General features: G+C 68.6%; 14 protein-coding genes and 1 tRNA gene. 5 read left to right on the top strand and 10 right to left on the bottom strand.

Going from position 1 to position 14,394, the window contains the following annotated elements:
- Positions 1-2 precede the first annotated feature (2 nt).
- Complete coding sequence (polA, locus tag G6N16_RS12650) at positions 3-2,693, bottom strand: DNA polymerase I (protein ID WP_083030289.1); 2,691 nt, start codon at positions 2,691-2,693, stop codon at positions 3-5.
- A 174-nt stretch (positions 2,694-2,867) separates the two neighbouring features.
- On the opposite strand from polA, the gene G6N16_RS12645 reads away from it, so the two are divergent.
- Together G6N16_RS12645 and G6N16_RS12640 are read left to right on the top strand one after the other, a co-directional pair.
- Complete coding sequence (locus G6N16_RS12645; RefSeq protein ID WP_179961202.1) at positions 2,868-3,320, top strand: Zn-ribbon domain-containing OB-fold protein; 453 nt, start codon at positions 2,868-2,870, stop codon at positions 3,318-3,320.
- Positions 3,321-3,387: 67 nt separating this feature from the next.
- Complete coding sequence (locus G6N16_RS12640; protein ID WP_083030263.1) at positions 3,388-4,590, top strand: lipid-transfer protein; 1,203 nt, start codon at positions 3,388-3,390, stop codon at positions 4,588-4,590.
- Here G6N16_RS12640 and G6N16_RS12635 read toward each other — a convergent pair.
- The 4 genes from G6N16_RS12635 to G6N16_RS12620 are packed head-to-tail and all read right to left on the bottom strand — an operon-like array spanning position 4,574 to position 7,194.
- Entirely contained in the window at positions 4,574-5,896 is a 1,323-nt protein-coding gene (locus G6N16_RS12635; protein WP_083030262.1) for a sensor histidine kinase, read from the bottom strand. The two genes, G6N16_RS12640 and G6N16_RS12635, sit on opposite strands and share 17 nt — an antisense overlap.
- Positions 5,878-6,312 (bottom strand): response regulator, encoded by a 435-nt coding sequence (locus G6N16_RS12630; protein ID WP_083030261.1) that lies wholly within the window; start codon positions 6,310-6,312, stop codon positions 5,878-5,880. Before G6N16_RS12630 ends, G6N16_RS12635 begins: the two co-directional genes overlap by 19 nt.
- 23 nt (positions 6,313-6,335) lie before the next feature.
- Positions 6,336-6,563, bottom strand: a complete 228-nt coding sequence (locus G6N16_RS12625) for a DUF167 domain-containing protein (protein WP_083030260.1) — start codon at positions 6,561-6,563, stop codon at positions 6,336-6,338.
- 10 nt (positions 6,564-6,573) lie between these two features.
- A complete protein-coding gene (locus tag G6N16_RS12620; RefSeq protein WP_083030287.1) occupies positions 6,574-7,194 on the bottom strand; it encodes a two-component system response regulator PdtaR in 621 nt (206 codons plus the stop codon).
- Between the two features lie 153 nt (positions 7,195-7,347).
- Here G6N16_RS12620 and G6N16_RS12615 point away from each other — a divergent pair, with 153 nt between their 5' ends.
- From G6N16_RS12615 to G6N16_RS12605, 3 genes are all read left to right on the top strand, one after another.
- Positions 7,348-8,292 (top strand): permease, encoded by a 945-nt coding sequence (locus G6N16_RS12615; RefSeq protein ID WP_083030286.1) that lies wholly within the window; start codon positions 7,348-7,350, stop codon positions 8,290-8,292.
- Positions 8,289-9,026: a TIGR03943 family putative permease subunit gene (locus tag G6N16_RS12610; RefSeq protein WP_083030259.1), complete on the top strand. Its 738-nt coding sequence runs from the start codon at positions 8,289-8,291 to the stop codon at positions 9,024-9,026. The genes G6N16_RS12615 and G6N16_RS12610 overlap by 4 nt, the downstream gene beginning before the upstream one ends.
- Before the next feature lie 25 nt (positions 9,027-9,051).
- Positions 9,052-9,125: transfer RNA gene (locus tag G6N16_RS12605), tRNA-Leu, on the top strand.
- Positions 9,126-9,190: 65 nt separating this feature from the next.
- On the opposite strand, the gene G6N16_RS12600 is transcribed toward G6N16_RS12605, so the two are convergent.
- From G6N16_RS12600 to G6N16_RS12580, 5 genes are read right to left on the bottom strand one after another with little or no spacing between them, the layout of a single operon-like run.
- On the bottom strand, positions 9,191-10,825 hold the full coding sequence (locus tag G6N16_RS12600) for an MFS transporter (RefSeq protein WP_083030258.1): 1,635 nt from the start codon (positions 10,823-10,825) through the stop codon (positions 9,191-9,193).
- A 42-nt stretch (positions 10,826-10,867) separates the two neighbouring features.
- Positions 10,868-11,221, bottom strand: a complete 354-nt coding sequence (locus tag G6N16_RS12595) for a hypothetical protein (RefSeq protein ID WP_133052912.1) — start codon at positions 11,219-11,221, stop codon at positions 10,868-10,870.
- 40 nt (positions 11,222-11,261) lie between these two features.
- Positions 11,262-11,699 carry an RDD family protein gene (locus G6N16_RS12590; protein WP_083030256.1) on the bottom strand — a complete coding sequence of 146 codons (438 nt, stop codon included), beginning with the start codon at positions 11,697-11,699 and terminating at the stop codon, positions 11,262-11,264.
- On the bottom strand, positions 11,699-12,265 hold the full coding sequence (locus G6N16_RS12585) for a hypothetical protein (RefSeq protein WP_234805790.1): 567 nt from the start codon (positions 12,263-12,265) through the stop codon (positions 11,699-11,701). Before G6N16_RS12585 ends, G6N16_RS12590 begins: the two co-directional genes overlap by 1 nt.
- A gap of 43 nt (positions 12,266-12,308) precedes the next feature.
- Positions 12,309-14,372, bottom strand: coding sequence for a DUF2339 domain-containing protein (locus tag G6N16_RS12580; RefSeq protein WP_083030255.1), 2,064 nt, complete (start codon positions 14,370-14,372; stop codon positions 12,309-12,311).
- Positions 14,373-14,394: the final 22 nt, after the last annotated feature.

The following is a 14,394-nucleotide window of genomic DNA, read 5'->3' as shown; positions in this document are numbered from 1 at the left end:
CGCTAGTGCGCCGCAGTGTCCCAACTGCGTCCGTAGCCCACCGACACCTCCAAGGGGACATCGAGCGGGTAGGCCCCGCCCATCTTGTCCCGGACCAGCGACTCCACCTGCTCGCGCTCCCCCTCGGCGATTTCCAGCACGAGTTCGTCGTGCACCTGTAGCAGCATTCGCGACGCCAGACCCGCTTCGCGCAGTCCCCGGTCGACCTCGATCATGGCGACCTTGATGATGTCGGCGGCACTGCCCTGGATCGGCGCGTTGAGCGCGGCCCGCTCGGCGGCCTCCCGCACCTGCCGGTTGGTGCTGTTCAGCTCCGGCAGGTAGCGGCGGCGGCCCAGCACGGTGGACGTGTAGCCGTCCTTGCGGGCCTGTTCGACGACCGCCTGCAGGTAGTCGCGCACGCTCCCGAACCGGGAGAAGTACGCCTCCATCTGGTCTTTGGCTTCCTCGGTGGAGATCTTGAGCTGGGAAGCCAGTCCGTAGGCGCTCAGGCCGTAGGCCAGCCCGTAGGACATGGCCTTGACCCGGCGGCGCAGTTCGATGGTGACCTCGTCGATCGGCACCCCGAACGCCCGGGACCCGACGAAGGAGTGCAGGTCCTCACCGGTGTTGAACGCTTCGATGAGGCCCTCGTCGCCGGACAGGTGGGCCATGATGCGCATCTCGATCTGGCTGTAGTCGGCCGTCATCAACTCGACGTACACCGCTCCCGCTCCGCCAGAGCCCGAAGGGCGACCAACAACAAACGCGTCGCGGATCTGCCGGCCGGCGTCGGTGCGGATCGGGATGTTCTGCAGGTTCGGGTCGGTCGAGGACAGTCGGCCGGTGGCGGCGACGGTCTGGTTGAACGTGGTATGGATCCGCCCGTCGGCGGCCACCGCGTTGAGCAACCCGTCGACGGTGACCTTGAGCCGGGTCACGTCGCGGTGGGTCAGCAGGTGCTGCAGGAACGGGTGGCCGGTCTTGTCGAACAGCGTCGCCAACGCGTCGGCATCGGTGGTGTAGCCGGTCTTGGTCTTCTTGGTCTTGGGCATGCCGAGTTCGTCGAACAGCACGACCTGCAACTGCTTGGGCGATCCGAGGTTGATCTGCTTGCCGATCACCGCATAGGCGGCTTCGGCGGCGTCGCGGATCTCGTCGGCGAACTGTGACTGCAGGGCGCTGAGCCGATCCAGGTCGACGGCGATGCCGACGGTCTCCATCTCCGAGAGCACCGTCTGCACCGGCAGTTCCATCTCGGTGAGCAGATTGGCCTCGTCGATGCGGACCAGTTCGGCGTCGAGTGCGGCGGCCAGGTCGACGACGGCGCGGGCCCGCAGCATCAGTGTCTGGACGGCCTGCTCGTCGATGCCGTCGGTGTCATCGAGCAGCGAAAGCTGTTGTTGCTGTGGATCATCGGCGCGCAACTCGCGGCCCAGGTAGCGCACCGACAGGTCGTCGAGGGCGAAGCTGCGCTGGCCGGGTCGCACCAGATATGCCGCCAGCGCGGTGTCGGAGGTGACTCCGGCCAGGGTCCAGCCGCGTCCGGCCAGGTCGTGGCGGGCCAGCTTGGCCTCGTGCAGCGCCTTGGGCCGGGCCTGCGAGGACAGCCACGCCGCCAGGGCGGCGTCGTCGTCGGGGGTCAGCGTCGCGGTGTCGATGTAGCAGGCGTCCCCACCGGGGGTCGCGATGGCCAGTGCGGTGGCGTCGCCGTCGAACGCCCGGTGTGTCCCGGTGACCGCCAGCCCGGTGCGGCCACCGTCGGAAGCGTGGGTGGCCAGCCAGTCGGCGACGGCGCCGGGTTCCAGTGCGCCGCCGCGCAGTTCGAAGCCTTCCTCCGTCTCGGGTTCGACGGTGGACAAGGTGTCGAACAGCCGGTCGCGCAGCACCCGGAACTCCAGGTCGTCGAACAGCCGGTGGATATGGTCGCGGTCCCACGGACGCAGCGCCAGGGTGTCCGGGGTCTGGGCCAGCGGGACGTCGCGGACCAGCTCGGTGAGTTCGCGGTTGAGCAGCACCGAGCCGACGTTGGCGCGCAGCGAGTCCCCGACCTTGCCGCGCACGGTGTCGACCTGGTCGATCAACTGCTGCAGGGAGCCGTACTCGGTGATCCACTTGGTGGCGGTCTTCTCCCCCACACCCGGGATGCCGGGCAGGTTGTCGCTCGGGTCCCCGCGCAGCGCCGCGAAGTCCGGGTACTGGGCAGGGGTCAGACCGTATTTGGCCTCCACCGCCTCGGGTGTGTACCGGGTCAGTTCGCTGACACCCTTGATCGGGTACAGCACGGTGATGTCGTCGTTGACCAGTTGCAGCGAGTCCCGGTCGCCGGTCACGACGAGCACCCGGTAGCCCTCGGCCTGCGCCTGGGTTGCCAGGGTGGCGATGATGTCGTCGGCCTCGAAGCCCGGCTCGGCCAGCACGGTGATGCCCAGCGCCGCCAGCACCTCCTTGGTGATGTCGATCTGGCCGCGGAATTCGTCGGGCGTGCTCGACCGGTTGGCCTTGTACTCGGGAAACTTCTCCGAGCGGAAGGTCTGCCGGGACACGTCGAACGCTGCCGCGACGTGGTTGGGCGCCTCGTCGCGCAGCAAGTTGATCAGCATGGCGGTGAAGCCGTAGACGGCGTTGGTGGTCAGCCCGCCGCGAGTCTTGAAGTTCTCCGCGGGCAGCGCGAAGAACGCCCGATAGGCCAGCGAGTTGCCGTCCAGCAGCATCAGGGTCGGTCGGCTGGAGCTGTCGGCCTTGGCGGTGGTGTCGGCTGCTGTCTTGGCGGGACTCACGGGCTCAACTCTAGGCAAGCCGGGCGCCGCGGATCACCGGGAAGCCCCCGGACACGTTCCGACAAAACTGGAACACGTTTCAGTTCCGCATCGGATGGGGCTAGGCTGATGCCCGTGCCAGGAGCAATCGATGCCCAGAGCCTGCCGGCGATCGAGGGATGGTGGTCGTACGACGACGCCGGGAACCCCCAGCTGACCGGTGGAAAATGCCCCGCCTGCGGGACCTACGTGTTCCCGCCGCGGGCCAACAACTGCCCCAACCCGGCGTGTGACTCCGACGTGCTTGAGCCCGTCGCGCTGTCACGCCGGGGCACGGTGTGGAGCTACACCGAGAACCGCTATCCCCCACCGGCCCCCTATCCGGCGCCCGACCCCTTCGAACCGTTCGCCATCGCCGCGGTCGAGCTGGCCGCCGAGGGTCTCATCGTGCTGGCCAAGGTCGCCGAGGGCACCCTGGCCGCCGACCTGCGCGTCGGCATGGAACTGGAGCTGGGCGTGGAGCGGCTGTACACCGACGACGCCGGGTTCGAGCGGCTGACCTATGTGTGGAGGATCGCATGACCGGCCGAGAGCGCGTGAGGATCGCAGCGAGGAACGAGCGAGGACCGGAGCGCGTGGGAGGACGGCTATGACACCGACAGAGCCGCTGTACATCCTGGGTGCGGGCATGCACCCGTGGGGCAAGTGGGGCCGCGACTTCACCGAGTACGGCGTGGTCGCCGCCCGCGCGGCGCTGAACGACGCCGGCCTGGACTGGCGTCAGGTCCAGATGGTTGCCGGCGCCGACACCATCCGCAACGGCTACCCGGGCTTCATCGCCGGTTCCACGTTCGCCCAGAAGCTGGGCTGGAACGGCGTGCCGGTGTCCTCCAGCTACGCGGCCTGCGCCAGCGGTTCCCAGGCGCTGCAGAGCGCCCGCGCACAGATCCTGGCCGGGTTCTGCGACGTCGCGCTGGTCATCGGCGCCGACACCACGCCCAAGGGCGCGTTCGCCCCGGTCGGCGGGGAACGCCGCAACGACCCGGACTGGCAGCGCTTCCACCTGATCGGCGCGATGAACCCGGTGTACTTCGCGCTGCTGGCCCGACGGCGGATGGACCTCTACGGCGCCACCGCCGAGGACTTCGCGGCGGTGAAGGTGAAGAACTCGCGGCACGGCTTGAGCAACCCGAATGCCCGCTACCGCAAGGAATCTCAGGTCGCCGACGTCTTGGCCAGCCCGGTGGTCGCCGACCCGCTGCGCCAGCTCGACATCTGCGCCACCTCGGACGGCGCGGCCGCGCTGATCGTGGCCAGCGCGGACTTCGCGCGTAAACACCTGGGATCCCTCGACGGGGTGCCTTCGGTGCGCGCGGTGTCCACGGTGACCCCGCGCTATCCGCAGCACCTACCCGAATTGCCGGATATCGCAACGGATTCCACCGCCGTCGTGCCGGCACCGGACCGGGTGTTCAAGGACCAGATCCTCGACGCCGCCTACGCCGAGGCCGGGATCGGGCCCGAGGACGTCAGCTGCGCGGAGGTCTACGACCTGTCTACGGCGCTGGAGATCGACTGGTACGAGCACTTGGGCCTGTGCGCCAAGGGCGAGGGCGAGCAACTGCTGCGCAGCGGTGCCACCACTCTGGGCGGCCGGGTGCCGGTCAACCCGTCCGGCGGATTGGCGTGCTTCGGTGAAGCGATCCCGGCGCAGGCGATAGCGCAGGTCTGCGAGTTGACCTGGCAGCTGCGCGGCCAGGCCACCGGGCGTCAGGTCGAGGGCGCCACCGTCGGTGTGACCGCCAACCAGGGCCTGTTCGGACACGGATCCTCGGTCATCGTCGCGCGCTGAGGTCGCTCCTGCCGTCCACGTCGACGATCGCGATGATCCGGGTGCCCGCTCCGGGCGCGCTGTCGATCGTCACTTCGCCGCCGAGCGCGGCGATCCGGTCGGTCATATTGGACAGGCCCCGGCCCTGGGTGTCGGGGGCGAAGCCCGGTCCGTCGTCGGAGATGGTGAGGCGCAGCCGGCCGTCGTGGTTTCCGGCCGTCACCACGACGGTGGTGTCGGAGTCTCCGTGTTTGGCGGCGTTCTGCAGTGCCTCGCTGCAGCAGAAGTACAGCGCGGCCTCCGTCGACGGTGGGTAACGGTCCAGAGCGCCGATCTCCACCCGCACCGGAACGGGTGCGCGGGCCGCGAGCGTGGGCAGGGCCTCGGCCAGTCCGCCGCTGACCAGCAGTGGCGGATAGATGCCGTGGGCCAGGCGGCGCATCTCCACGATCGCGGTGCCGACCAGCTCGGCGGCCTCGTCGAGCAGCGCGGCCGCCCGCTGCGGCTCGGCGTTTCGGGCCAGTTGAATCAGCACCGACAGCGCGACGAGGTGCTGTTGAGCGCCGTCGTGCAGGTCGCGCTCGATGCGGCGGCGTTCCTCGTCGGCGGCGGCGGTGAGCCGGGTCCGCGACGCCGCCAGTTCGGCGGCGTGTTCGGCGAGGCAGGCCTCGGAGGTGCGCAACGCCGCGGCGTTGTTCCACACGATCACCATCACGTTGAGCCCGACGATGGTCACGCCCCCGATGATGAATCCGGTTTCCACCCAGTGGTTTCCGATCTCGCTGGACGTCTCCCGGTCCACGAAGCGCGACATGGTGGCGGCAATGAGCAGGCACAGTCCGGTGAGCCCGACGAACAACAGGCCCCGCTGCCACCGGACGTAGGCTTCGGCGAATGCGACGGGCAGCACCGCCAGAATCGCCATCACCGGCAGCAGCGCCGGCGACACCCAGACCGTCACCAGCACGCCGATCCAGTTCCCGATGCAGACCACGGTGATCGACAGTTCGTAGCGTTCCTGCCGGGCCAGCACCATCGCCCACACGATCACGCAGGAATGCGCGGCCGAGTTCGCGATGAAAATCAGGAACCAGTACGACCGGGATAGCGCGAAGTACTCCCACGTCGGGAGCAGCACACCGCAGCCGAACCACATGCCGAAATGTCCGGCGAGAAACACCTGGAACCGTTCGGCCTGGAATCGCTGAATGAGGTCGTGGCCGAGCAGCGACGATGACCGCACCGCAGTGAACAGCAGAATGGCCGGCGCCTGCCAGCGGGGAATCGCGCTGGAGACGGAACCGAGGCTCAGCCGTGGGCTTGCCATAGATGCCTCAGAGTGTCCGGACTCAGGTGCTCCTTGTGCAGATAGGACGCCGCTCCGCAGTCAGCGGCTGCGGCGGGCAGGTCCGTCACGTCATAGGTGGACATCAGCACGATCATCACGTCACTGCGCGTCGAGCAGATCTGCCGGGCCGCCTCGATGCCGTCGATTCCGGGCATGTGGATGTCCATGAGCACGATGTCACCGCCGTCGGCGGCAATCCGGGCGACTGCACTTTCCCCGGTGGCGCATTCGCCGGCCAGCACGAAGTCGTCGGTCGCATCGATGGTGGCGACGGTCGCCCGACGGAACGCCGCCTGGTCGTCGACCACCCACACCCGTACCTGACCTGGGGTGCACACACCGCTATGCCGGCCCATGTCCATCACCCCGTCCTCGGCGCCTCCGTGTGGACGCATTATTACCCCGGATTACAACCAGTTCAGCCGATCCGGAACCGCTTGGTCCGCCCAGTGGAACCGGATATCAGGTCGACGTCGCGCCGAGGCACCCCGAAGTGCACGGCGAGCAGCCGGATGACCGCCTCGTTCGCTTTGCCGTCGACCGCGCGTTCGGGGACGTAGACGGTCAGCGAGCCGTCGGGATCGGTCTCGACCAGCGGGCCCTTGCGGCTGCCCGGTTTGACCCGGACGGTGATCGTCTCCGGCACCGGCCGACGGCTACTTTTCCGGTTTTTCCGAGGCGTCGAGGCTTTCCAGGATCACCTCGGCCACGCGTTTCATGGTGGTGCGCTGGTCCATGGCGGCCCGCTGAATCCAGGTGAAGGCCTCGGGTTCGGTCATGTTCTGGCTGGCCTGGAGCAGCCCCTTGGCGCGTTCGATGAGCTTGCGGGTCTCCAGCCGCTCCGACAGCGTGCTGACCTCCCGCTCCAGTGCAGACAACTCACCGAAGCGGCTGACGGCCAGTTCGATCGCCGGGATGAGGTCGTTGATGGAGAACGGCTTGACCAGATACGCCATGGCGCCGGCGTCGCGGGCACGTTCCACCAGGTCACGCTGGCTGAATGCGGTGAGCATGACGATCGGGGCGATGCGTTTGGCGGCGATCTCCGAGGCGGCGTCCAGGCCGTCGCGCCGCGGCATCTTGACGTCCATGATCACCAGGTCGGGGCGCAGTTGTTCGGCCAGCTCGACAGCCTCCTGGCCGTCGCCGGCCTCGCCGACCACCTGATAGCCCTCTTCGCGGAGCATCTCGGCCAGGTCCAGCCGGATCAGCGCCTCGTCCTCGGCGATCAGGACGCGGTGGGAAGTGGCGGCGGGCTCAGCGTTGGTACCGGTCATCGGTTCATTGTCCCGGTCGACCATGCGCGGCGGGAGGGCACCCGCGACTTTGTGCGCGACGGCGGGTCTCAGCGCGCATTCAGTACATGTTGGAATACTGGCGCGGTGAGCAACCCGGCACGGACCCGACGGCTGTCGATCGGGTCGACCGAGATGCTGATCGTCGGCCTGGTTGCCCTGGCGCTGGCGGGTGGGCGACTGCACACGGCGGTGGTGGCCGACCCGCGCTGGGCCACTGCCGCGACGGTGTTCACCGGGGTGTTCGTGCAGGCGGTGCCGTTCCTGGTGCTCGGGGTGCTGGTCAGCGGGCTGGTCGCGACGTTCGTCACGCCGGAGAAGCTGGCGCGTTGGCTGCCGCAGCAACCCGCGGCCGCGGTGCTGGCCGCCGGTGTCGGCGGAGCGGCACTGCCCGGCTGCGAATGCGGCTCGGTTCCGGTGGCTCGACGACTGTTCGGTCCCGGCGGGCCGACGGGCGCCGCTGCGCTGACCTTCATGCTGGCCGCCCCCGCGGTCAACCCGGTGGTCGTGGTGGCCACCGTGGTCGCGTTCCCGGGGCAGCCGGAGATGGCCGCGGCCCGGGTCACCGCGTCGATGATCACCGCGGTGGTGATGGGCTGGTGCTGGTTGCGGTTCGGCCGCGCCGAATGGATCACCCGGCGGCTGCCGCCGGCCCCGACGCACGCCCGGTCGCGGTGGGCGGTCTTCACCGAGGCAGCGCGGCACGACTTCCTGCAGGCGGCAAGCTATCTGGTGATCGGCGCGGGCGGTGCGGCCGCGCTGCACGTACTGGTGCCGGCGTCGGTGTTCGAGCGGCTGTCGGCGAACCTGGTCGCCGGGATCATGGTGATGGCGCTGCTGGCCGTCGTAATGGCACTGTGCTCGGAGGCTGACGCGTTCGTGGCCGCCAGCATGACCATGCTGCCGCTGTTGCCCCGGCTGGTGTTCCTGGTAGTCGGCCCGGCCGTCGACGTGAAGCTGTTCGCCATGCAGTCGGGCATGTTCGGCCGCCGCTTCGCGGTGCGATTCGCCCCGGCGACCCTGCTGGTCGCCACCGCCGTGGCGACGGCCACCGGCCTGGTTTTTCTGGGCGCGCGATGAAGCGGGAGACCGAGAACATCGTGCTGCTGTTGGTCGGCATCAGCGTGGCGCTGATCGTCGTCGGCGGGGAATACACCCGCTACGTCAAACCAGGATTGCTGGTCTGGTTGGCCGCCTCGGCGGTGGTGTTGATCGGGCTCGCGGTGCTGGCCATGGCCGGGGACATCCGCCGCGGCCGCCCGGAACCGGAACCCGGTCACGGCGGACACGACCACGACGGCCACCGGCACCGCGGCGGTATTGCCTGGCTGCTGCTGGTGCCGGTGATCGTGCTGATCTTCGTCAAGCCCCCGCCGATCGGCGCCGGTGCCCGCACCCCGTCGATCAGTACCGCCGCTTCGGCCTCGGCGACGGACTTCCCTCCCCTGCCGCCCGGCCCGGCACCGGAGGTGTCGCTGCCGGATGTGGTGATGCGCGCCGCCAACGACAAGGCGCATTCGCTCGACGGCCGGACAATCACGGTGACGGCGTTCGTGCTGCACGAGCCCGCCGGGCCCGACCTGGGCCGGGTGGTGATCATCTGCTGCGCGGCCGACGCCCAGTTGGCCCGGATCCATCTGCGGTGCCCCGGTGCGATCGAGGTGGGCGGGTGGCCGGACAACACCTGGGTGCGTGCGGTCGGGGTGGTGACTCCGGCGTCGCCGGATCCCACCAAGGTGCTGGTCCCGACGCTCACCGCGACGACGGTGACCCGCGTCGACGCACCGGCCAATCCCTACGCCTACCCTGGCTGAGTCATCCTCTAAAGTGGGTGGCCGCGCCCTCGTATCCCAATTGGCAGAGGAAACGGATTCAAAACCCGTGCAGTGTGAGTTCGAGTCTCACCGAGGGCACTTGCTGGCACGCATGTTGGCCGAGGCGAGCGCTACCCCACCGGGGCAGGTGGTGGTATGACCGCCTACGAACCCTGTCCAGCGATCGGAGCCCGCGCGTCGGTCGTGCCCTCACCAGCCTCGCGACGGTTTGGGATGGACACGGTGGCAATCACCCCGACAACGAGAAATCCGGCGGCGAGGAATGAACCGAATGCGAGGGCGTGAGTCATCGCATCGCGGCCGGCCTCTGCGACCGCGACCGTTGCGGGGTTCTCCGCGAGCGAGGCGATCGCGTGGCCGGCGCTCTTGGTGACTCCTTCGCTGAAGTCAACCGCGTCGGCCGCAGAGTATCCCTTGTCCAGGAGCAAGTCGTGGAGCTTGTCGGCGAGGGTGGAGAAAAAGACCGTCGTGAGCACGGCGATGCCGAGCGCGGAGCCGAGCTGGCGGAAGGTGCTCTGGATACCGGAACCCTGTCCTCCCTTATTCTCCGGGATTTCTGCGAGGACGACGTTGGTGACCTGCGCGGTCGCCAACCCCACGCCGATGCCGTAGAGGAACAGGGCGATGGCGATGAACCACCAGTTCGCATCGGTACGCAATGCAACCAGGCCCAGCGCCGTAAGACCAACGACTTCGAGCACGAGGCCCGCGCGGACGAGGTCGAGTGCAGTCACTTTGCCGGTGGCGGTGAGTGGGAAGCTGAAGCCGCTGGCAACGAAACTGCCGACCGCAATGGCGACAAGCGTCGCTCCTGCTTCGAGAGCGGTGTAGTCGAGGGTGAACTGCAGCCAGAGTGGCAGGACGGCGATGATGCCGAACTCACCCAAGCCGATGATGATCGTGGCGAAGTTACCGTTGCGGAACGAACTGATCGAGAAAAGCTTCGTGTCCATGAGCGGAGCATGTTTGTGGTGCCCGCGGCTGATCAGAACCTGCCGCCATACGAACACGGCCAGCAGGAGGACAGCCAGCACCAGCGCGACGAAAGCGGGAGACAATCCCGAGTCCCACTTCGCCCCGAAGAATTCGAGGGCTTCCCTGGATGTCAGCCATCCGTAGGTGCGTCCTTCGACCAGGCCGAAGGCGGCCAGGCCGAGGCCGAGAATGGAGAGAATCGCGCCGAATAGGTCGACGCCTCCGGTGGACTTCACCGACTCGGTGAGGAAGAGCGCACCGATGACGAGGATAACGATGACCAGCGGCACGTTCAGTCCGAACGCCCAGCGCCAGGTGGAGTATTCGGAGAGCCATCCGCCTAGCACCGGACCGAGCGCTGTAGCAGCACCGATCGTGCTGCCCCAGACTGCGAATGCCTGCCCTCGTGCCTTGCCCGTGAACATGTGGTTCAGCAGCGCCAGCGATGTCGGCAGCACGGCTGCAGCGCCGATGCCCTGGAGGAACCGCGCGGCGATGAGCACATCGCCATTCCGTGCGAGTCCCGCAAGAACGCTGGTGATCCCGAAAAAGATCACGCCGGAGAGGAACAGCTTCTTCGCGCCCCAGAGGTCGCTCAGGCGACCGGTGAGGAGGAGCAGCGCCGCGAAGATGATCGTGTAGCCCTCCTGAATCCACTGGGCCTGAGTTGAGTCGATGCCGAGGTCGTCGATCACCGAGGGCGTGATGACATTCACGATCGTGGTGTCCACCACGATCAGCGCCACTCCGAGCGCAACCGCTATCAATCCGATCCAGCGCCGAGCGCCCACACTTGCCGCCACAGCGAGCTCCCTTGCTCTCGTTTGAAGCAGACACACCCATCATCACCCGCGCCCGGTCGGCGGGTCGTCGGGCACGATGCCCCACTCCGCCCAGGCGTCCAGGCTCCGGGCCAGCAACGAATCGGGGTCCATGGTCCCGCCGTCCCACATCACGCCGACGAAGCGCCGCTTGGACACTCCCGGAATCAGTTCGGTGATTCGCCCGTGGTCGTCGGCGGCGGCCAGCACGATCCGGGTTTCACCGGTTTTCGCGTGTTGCTGCAGCAGCACCCCGAATAGCCGCAACAGCGAGGTCGACGTGTACTCGCCGGGCATCTCCCCGGTCCGTTCGAACACCTCGACGTTGCCGTGTTTGGGCGCCGGCACCACCTGGATGGTTCGCCAATCAGTATTCACCGCGGGGCACTCCCGTCGCTCGTCGATCCGGCCGCCTCTGTCAGTCCGCGTACACCACCCGGGTGCGCAGTAGCAGGTCCTGGGCCGATCGCCGATCGGCATCGACGGCCACCCAGACCAACCCGACCGGTAAGATCACGCACGCCACCGCGCGCAGCAACGCCGGCAGCGGTTTGAGCCGGGACCCGTCGGCCGCGACGACCTTCACCCCCATCAGCGCCGCGCCCACTGTCCGGCCCGACAGCCCCCAGAGGCAGGCGAGGTAGAGCAGCGCCACGCCGAGGAACCCGAGGGTGGAGAAGACCACCGACGGCGCCGGGAACCGAAACTCCCACGGTGAGAAGCCCAGACGCAGAAACACCCAGGCCACATACAGTGCGGAAAGCAGCACCCCGACGAGGATCACGTCGATAGCGGCCGCAGCCAACCGGCTCACGATGCCTGCCGTCCGGATGGTGCCGGACTGCGCGGCCGTCATCAATCGGCGACTTCGGCGGGCTCGGAGGAATCGCTGCGGCCGAGGACGCGGTTGACGATCCCGGACACCATGGCATCCGCCCGCTCGCCGGTGGCCCGCACGTTGCCGATGGCGCCGGTGGTCACCGACATGGTCGAGTCGCGGATGATTTTCGGCAGGTCAACGCCGTCGATGACCGAGTTCGCCAGCCCGATCAGGTCGATCCGGTCGATGATCGCGTCGATGTTGATGGTGTTGACCAGAGCATTGATGTCGACCTGGTCGCGGACCATCTTGGTCAGATCCATCTCCGCGAGCGTCTGCTGGACCACCTGAATGGCGATCGCGGTGGCCAGCGGACGGATCGAGCTAATGCCCGACGCCACGGCGTCCTCACCCCGGCGCGACAGGGCATTGGTGCTGCTCTCCAGTTGAGAGCCGAAAACCGGCACCCTGGTCGCCAGCCGGTACGCAAGGGAAGCTCCATCCCAGGCGTACGCGCCGGTACCGATAGCAGCGGTCACGACGGGATGGTGCAGAAGATCTACTGGTTGCGCCACCCGATCATGGTAATTGACCGGGAACACACTGCAGTATTACCTCGCGAATCCGTCTCCCTGGGTCGCGCGTTCACGGCTGCGGGCGTGCGGCGTCCTGGCGGGCCAGGCTGCGCGCGTAGCCGGCACCCATGGCCAGCAGCAGCAGTCCCGCGACGATGAACACCGCGACCCGGAAGATGCCGCTGAGGGTGCCCAGGTCGAACAGGAACAGCTTGGCCATCGCCGCGGCGGTCAGCGTCAATCCGCCGGCGATCAGCGCGGTCCGGGTGCCCTGCCGGGTGCGCAGCGCAAGCGCGAACAGGGCCGCGGCCATCAGTACCCAGCAGATCGTCGCGGCCATCTGCCCGCCGAGGAACCCGCCGTCGACGCCACCGATCAGCACGCCCGCGGTGACCATGAACATGGTGGTCGCATAGAGCACCACCACCGCTGCCACGCTGAGCAGCAAGCCGAAGACGGTCTCGTCGAGGTCGCCGCCGCGCGGCGCGGTGCGCAGCAGTACCACGGTCACCGCGACGAGCAGCACGCTGCACCCCAGCGTCGCGGCCGCCGATCCCACGGGTACAGCGGTGCCGGTGAACAGGTGTGTCGGGGGTGCGGCCACCAGGTACAACATCCCGCCGACCGTCGTGAAGGTCGCCGAGATCCACCGGGCCAGGGCACTGCTGCGCCCGGCGATCGCCACCGTCAGGGCCAGCACCAGCAGCGTCGCCGCCCGCACCGGGCCGCTGAACGCCACCACCGCCGCGACCAGCGCGGTTCCGGCGGACAGCCCCGCCCAGATCTGCGCGACGATCCCGTCCACGCCGGGCAACCGGCGGGCAATAAGAACGATCCCGAGCAGCGCCGCGGCGATCACAGTCAGCGTCGGGACGGTGACCATCCGGTCGGCGGCGATCGGGGACGCCAGCACGGGCAGCACGCCCAGGACGCCGCACAGGGCGATCAGCAGCCGCTGGCTGGTGCTACTCAGAACCACCAGCGCCCCGGCGATGGCCAGCACCGCACCGATGCCGGCCGCCAGGCCCAACGCGGAACCGTCGTGGTTTGCGTTCCAGGACGCGGCGACCAGGGCCACCAGCGTCGGGATGGCGACGATCGCGGTGCGGGTGACGAACAGCCAGTTCCAATCCTTGCCCAGTTGCACCAGCAGGGTGGCGGCCGAGGCCATCAGCAAGAAGGTGACCAGCAGCAACCCGAATCCGTCGGTGACCACCGGGGCCAACAGTGCCAGCGGAATGAGGACCAGCAGGCTCAGGGCCTCGGAGTCCCAGAGTCGGGCCAGCACGAGTCCGGCGCCGGTCACAACGAACGCGGCGACGAGACCGGCCACCGGCGGAAGCCAGTGGTAGATGGCAACCGTCGCGACGACGTCGAGATATCCGGCGGCGATACCGGTCGCGGCGAGTGCGACGGCACCGATACGGCCACCGGGACGCCGGATCAGCCACCACCCGGTGCCGACCAGGCCGGCGGCGAGTGCGACGCCGCCGGCCACCCGGATCTCCGGGCGCAGGATGCCTGCCTGGGCGGCCAGCACCAGCAGCAGCACCACGCCGACCAGGGTCACCGCGACGCCGGCCACGGCGAGCAGCTTGCCGATCCAGCCGGTGCCCGATTCCCCCTTGGGCGCGGTGGCCGGGGTTTGCGGCGGCATCCGGTACTGCGGCGGTACGAGATTCTGCGGCGGCACCCGGACCGGGATCGGCATTGCGGGTGCCGGACCGGCCGCCGGGTACTGCGGCGCAGCGGGGTACTGCGGCGGACCGGGATAGACACCGGGGTAATAGGCCGCGGAGTTGGGGTACCACTGCGGCGGGGCCGACGGCACGTACTGCGGTGCGTACATCGGCTGCGGCGCCGCGGCGTACGACGGGACCTCGCGCGCCGGGCCGTCCGGTGCGACGAACGCCGCCGCGGCCCGTTGGGACGGCGGGGTCGGCTCCGGCGCCTGATCTGCGGCCGGTTCCGGCGCCGGCGCTGCGGCAGATTCGGCGGCACCGGGGTCCAGCGCCGCATCGGCAAGCAGCCGATCGAGGGTGCTCAGGCGTCCGGCCATGGTCGCCATCTGCGCCGACATCGCGGTGAAGTCCTCGGACAGCTGGGTCAGTACGGCGTGCGGATTTTCGTCCATTTATCCATCCTCGCCCGAGGGC

The organism is Mycolicibacterium insubricum (genome assembly GCF_010731615.1).
Taxonomy (GTDB): domain Bacteria; phylum Actinomycetota; class Actinomycetes; order Mycobacteriales; family Mycobacteriaceae; genus Mycobacterium; species Mycobacterium insubricum.
The sequence above is the reverse complement of the archived record's forward strand: the minus strand, read 5'-3'. Positions and strand labels throughout refer to the sequence as shown.

Excerpts from the sequence above, each read along its gene's own strand:
- polA (WP_083030289.1), bottom strand. The coding sequence starts at position 2,693 with ATGCTGCTGGACGGCAACTCGCTGGCCTATCGGGCGTTCTTCGCGCTG.
- G6N16_RS12645 (WP_179961202.1), top strand. The coding sequence starts at position 2,868 with ATGCCCGTGCCAGGAGCAATCGATGCCCAGAGCCTGCCGGCGATCGAG.
- G6N16_RS12640 (WP_083030263.1), top strand. The coding sequence starts at position 3,388 with ATGACACCGACAGAGCCGCTGTACATCCTGGGTGCGGGCATGCACCCG.
- G6N16_RS12635 (WP_083030262.1), bottom strand. The coding sequence starts at position 5,896 with ATGGCAAGCCCACGGCTGAGCCTCGGTTCCGTCTCCAGCGCGATTCCC.
- G6N16_RS12630 (WP_083030261.1), bottom strand. The coding sequence starts at position 6,312 with ATGCGTCCACACGGAGGCGCCGAGGACGGGGTGATGGACATGGGCCGG.
- G6N16_RS12620 (WP_083030287.1), bottom strand. The coding sequence starts at position 7,194 with ATGACCGGTACCAACGCTGAGCCCGCCGCCACTTCCCACCGCGTCCTG.
- G6N16_RS12615 (WP_083030286.1), top strand. The coding sequence starts at position 7,348 with ATGCTGATCGTCGGCCTGGTTGCCCTGGCGCTGGCGGGTGGGCGACTG.
- G6N16_RS12610 (WP_083030259.1), top strand. The coding sequence starts at position 8,289 with ATGAAGCGGGAGACCGAGAACATCGTGCTGCTGTTGGTCGGCATCAGC.
- G6N16_RS12590 (WP_083030256.1), bottom strand. The coding sequence starts at position 11,699 with ATGACGGCCGCGCAGTCCGGCACCATCCGGACGGCAGGCATCGTGAGC.
- G6N16_RS12580 (WP_083030255.1), bottom strand. The coding sequence starts at position 14,372 with ATGGACGAAAATCCGCACGCCGTACTGACCCAGCTGTCCGAGGACTTC.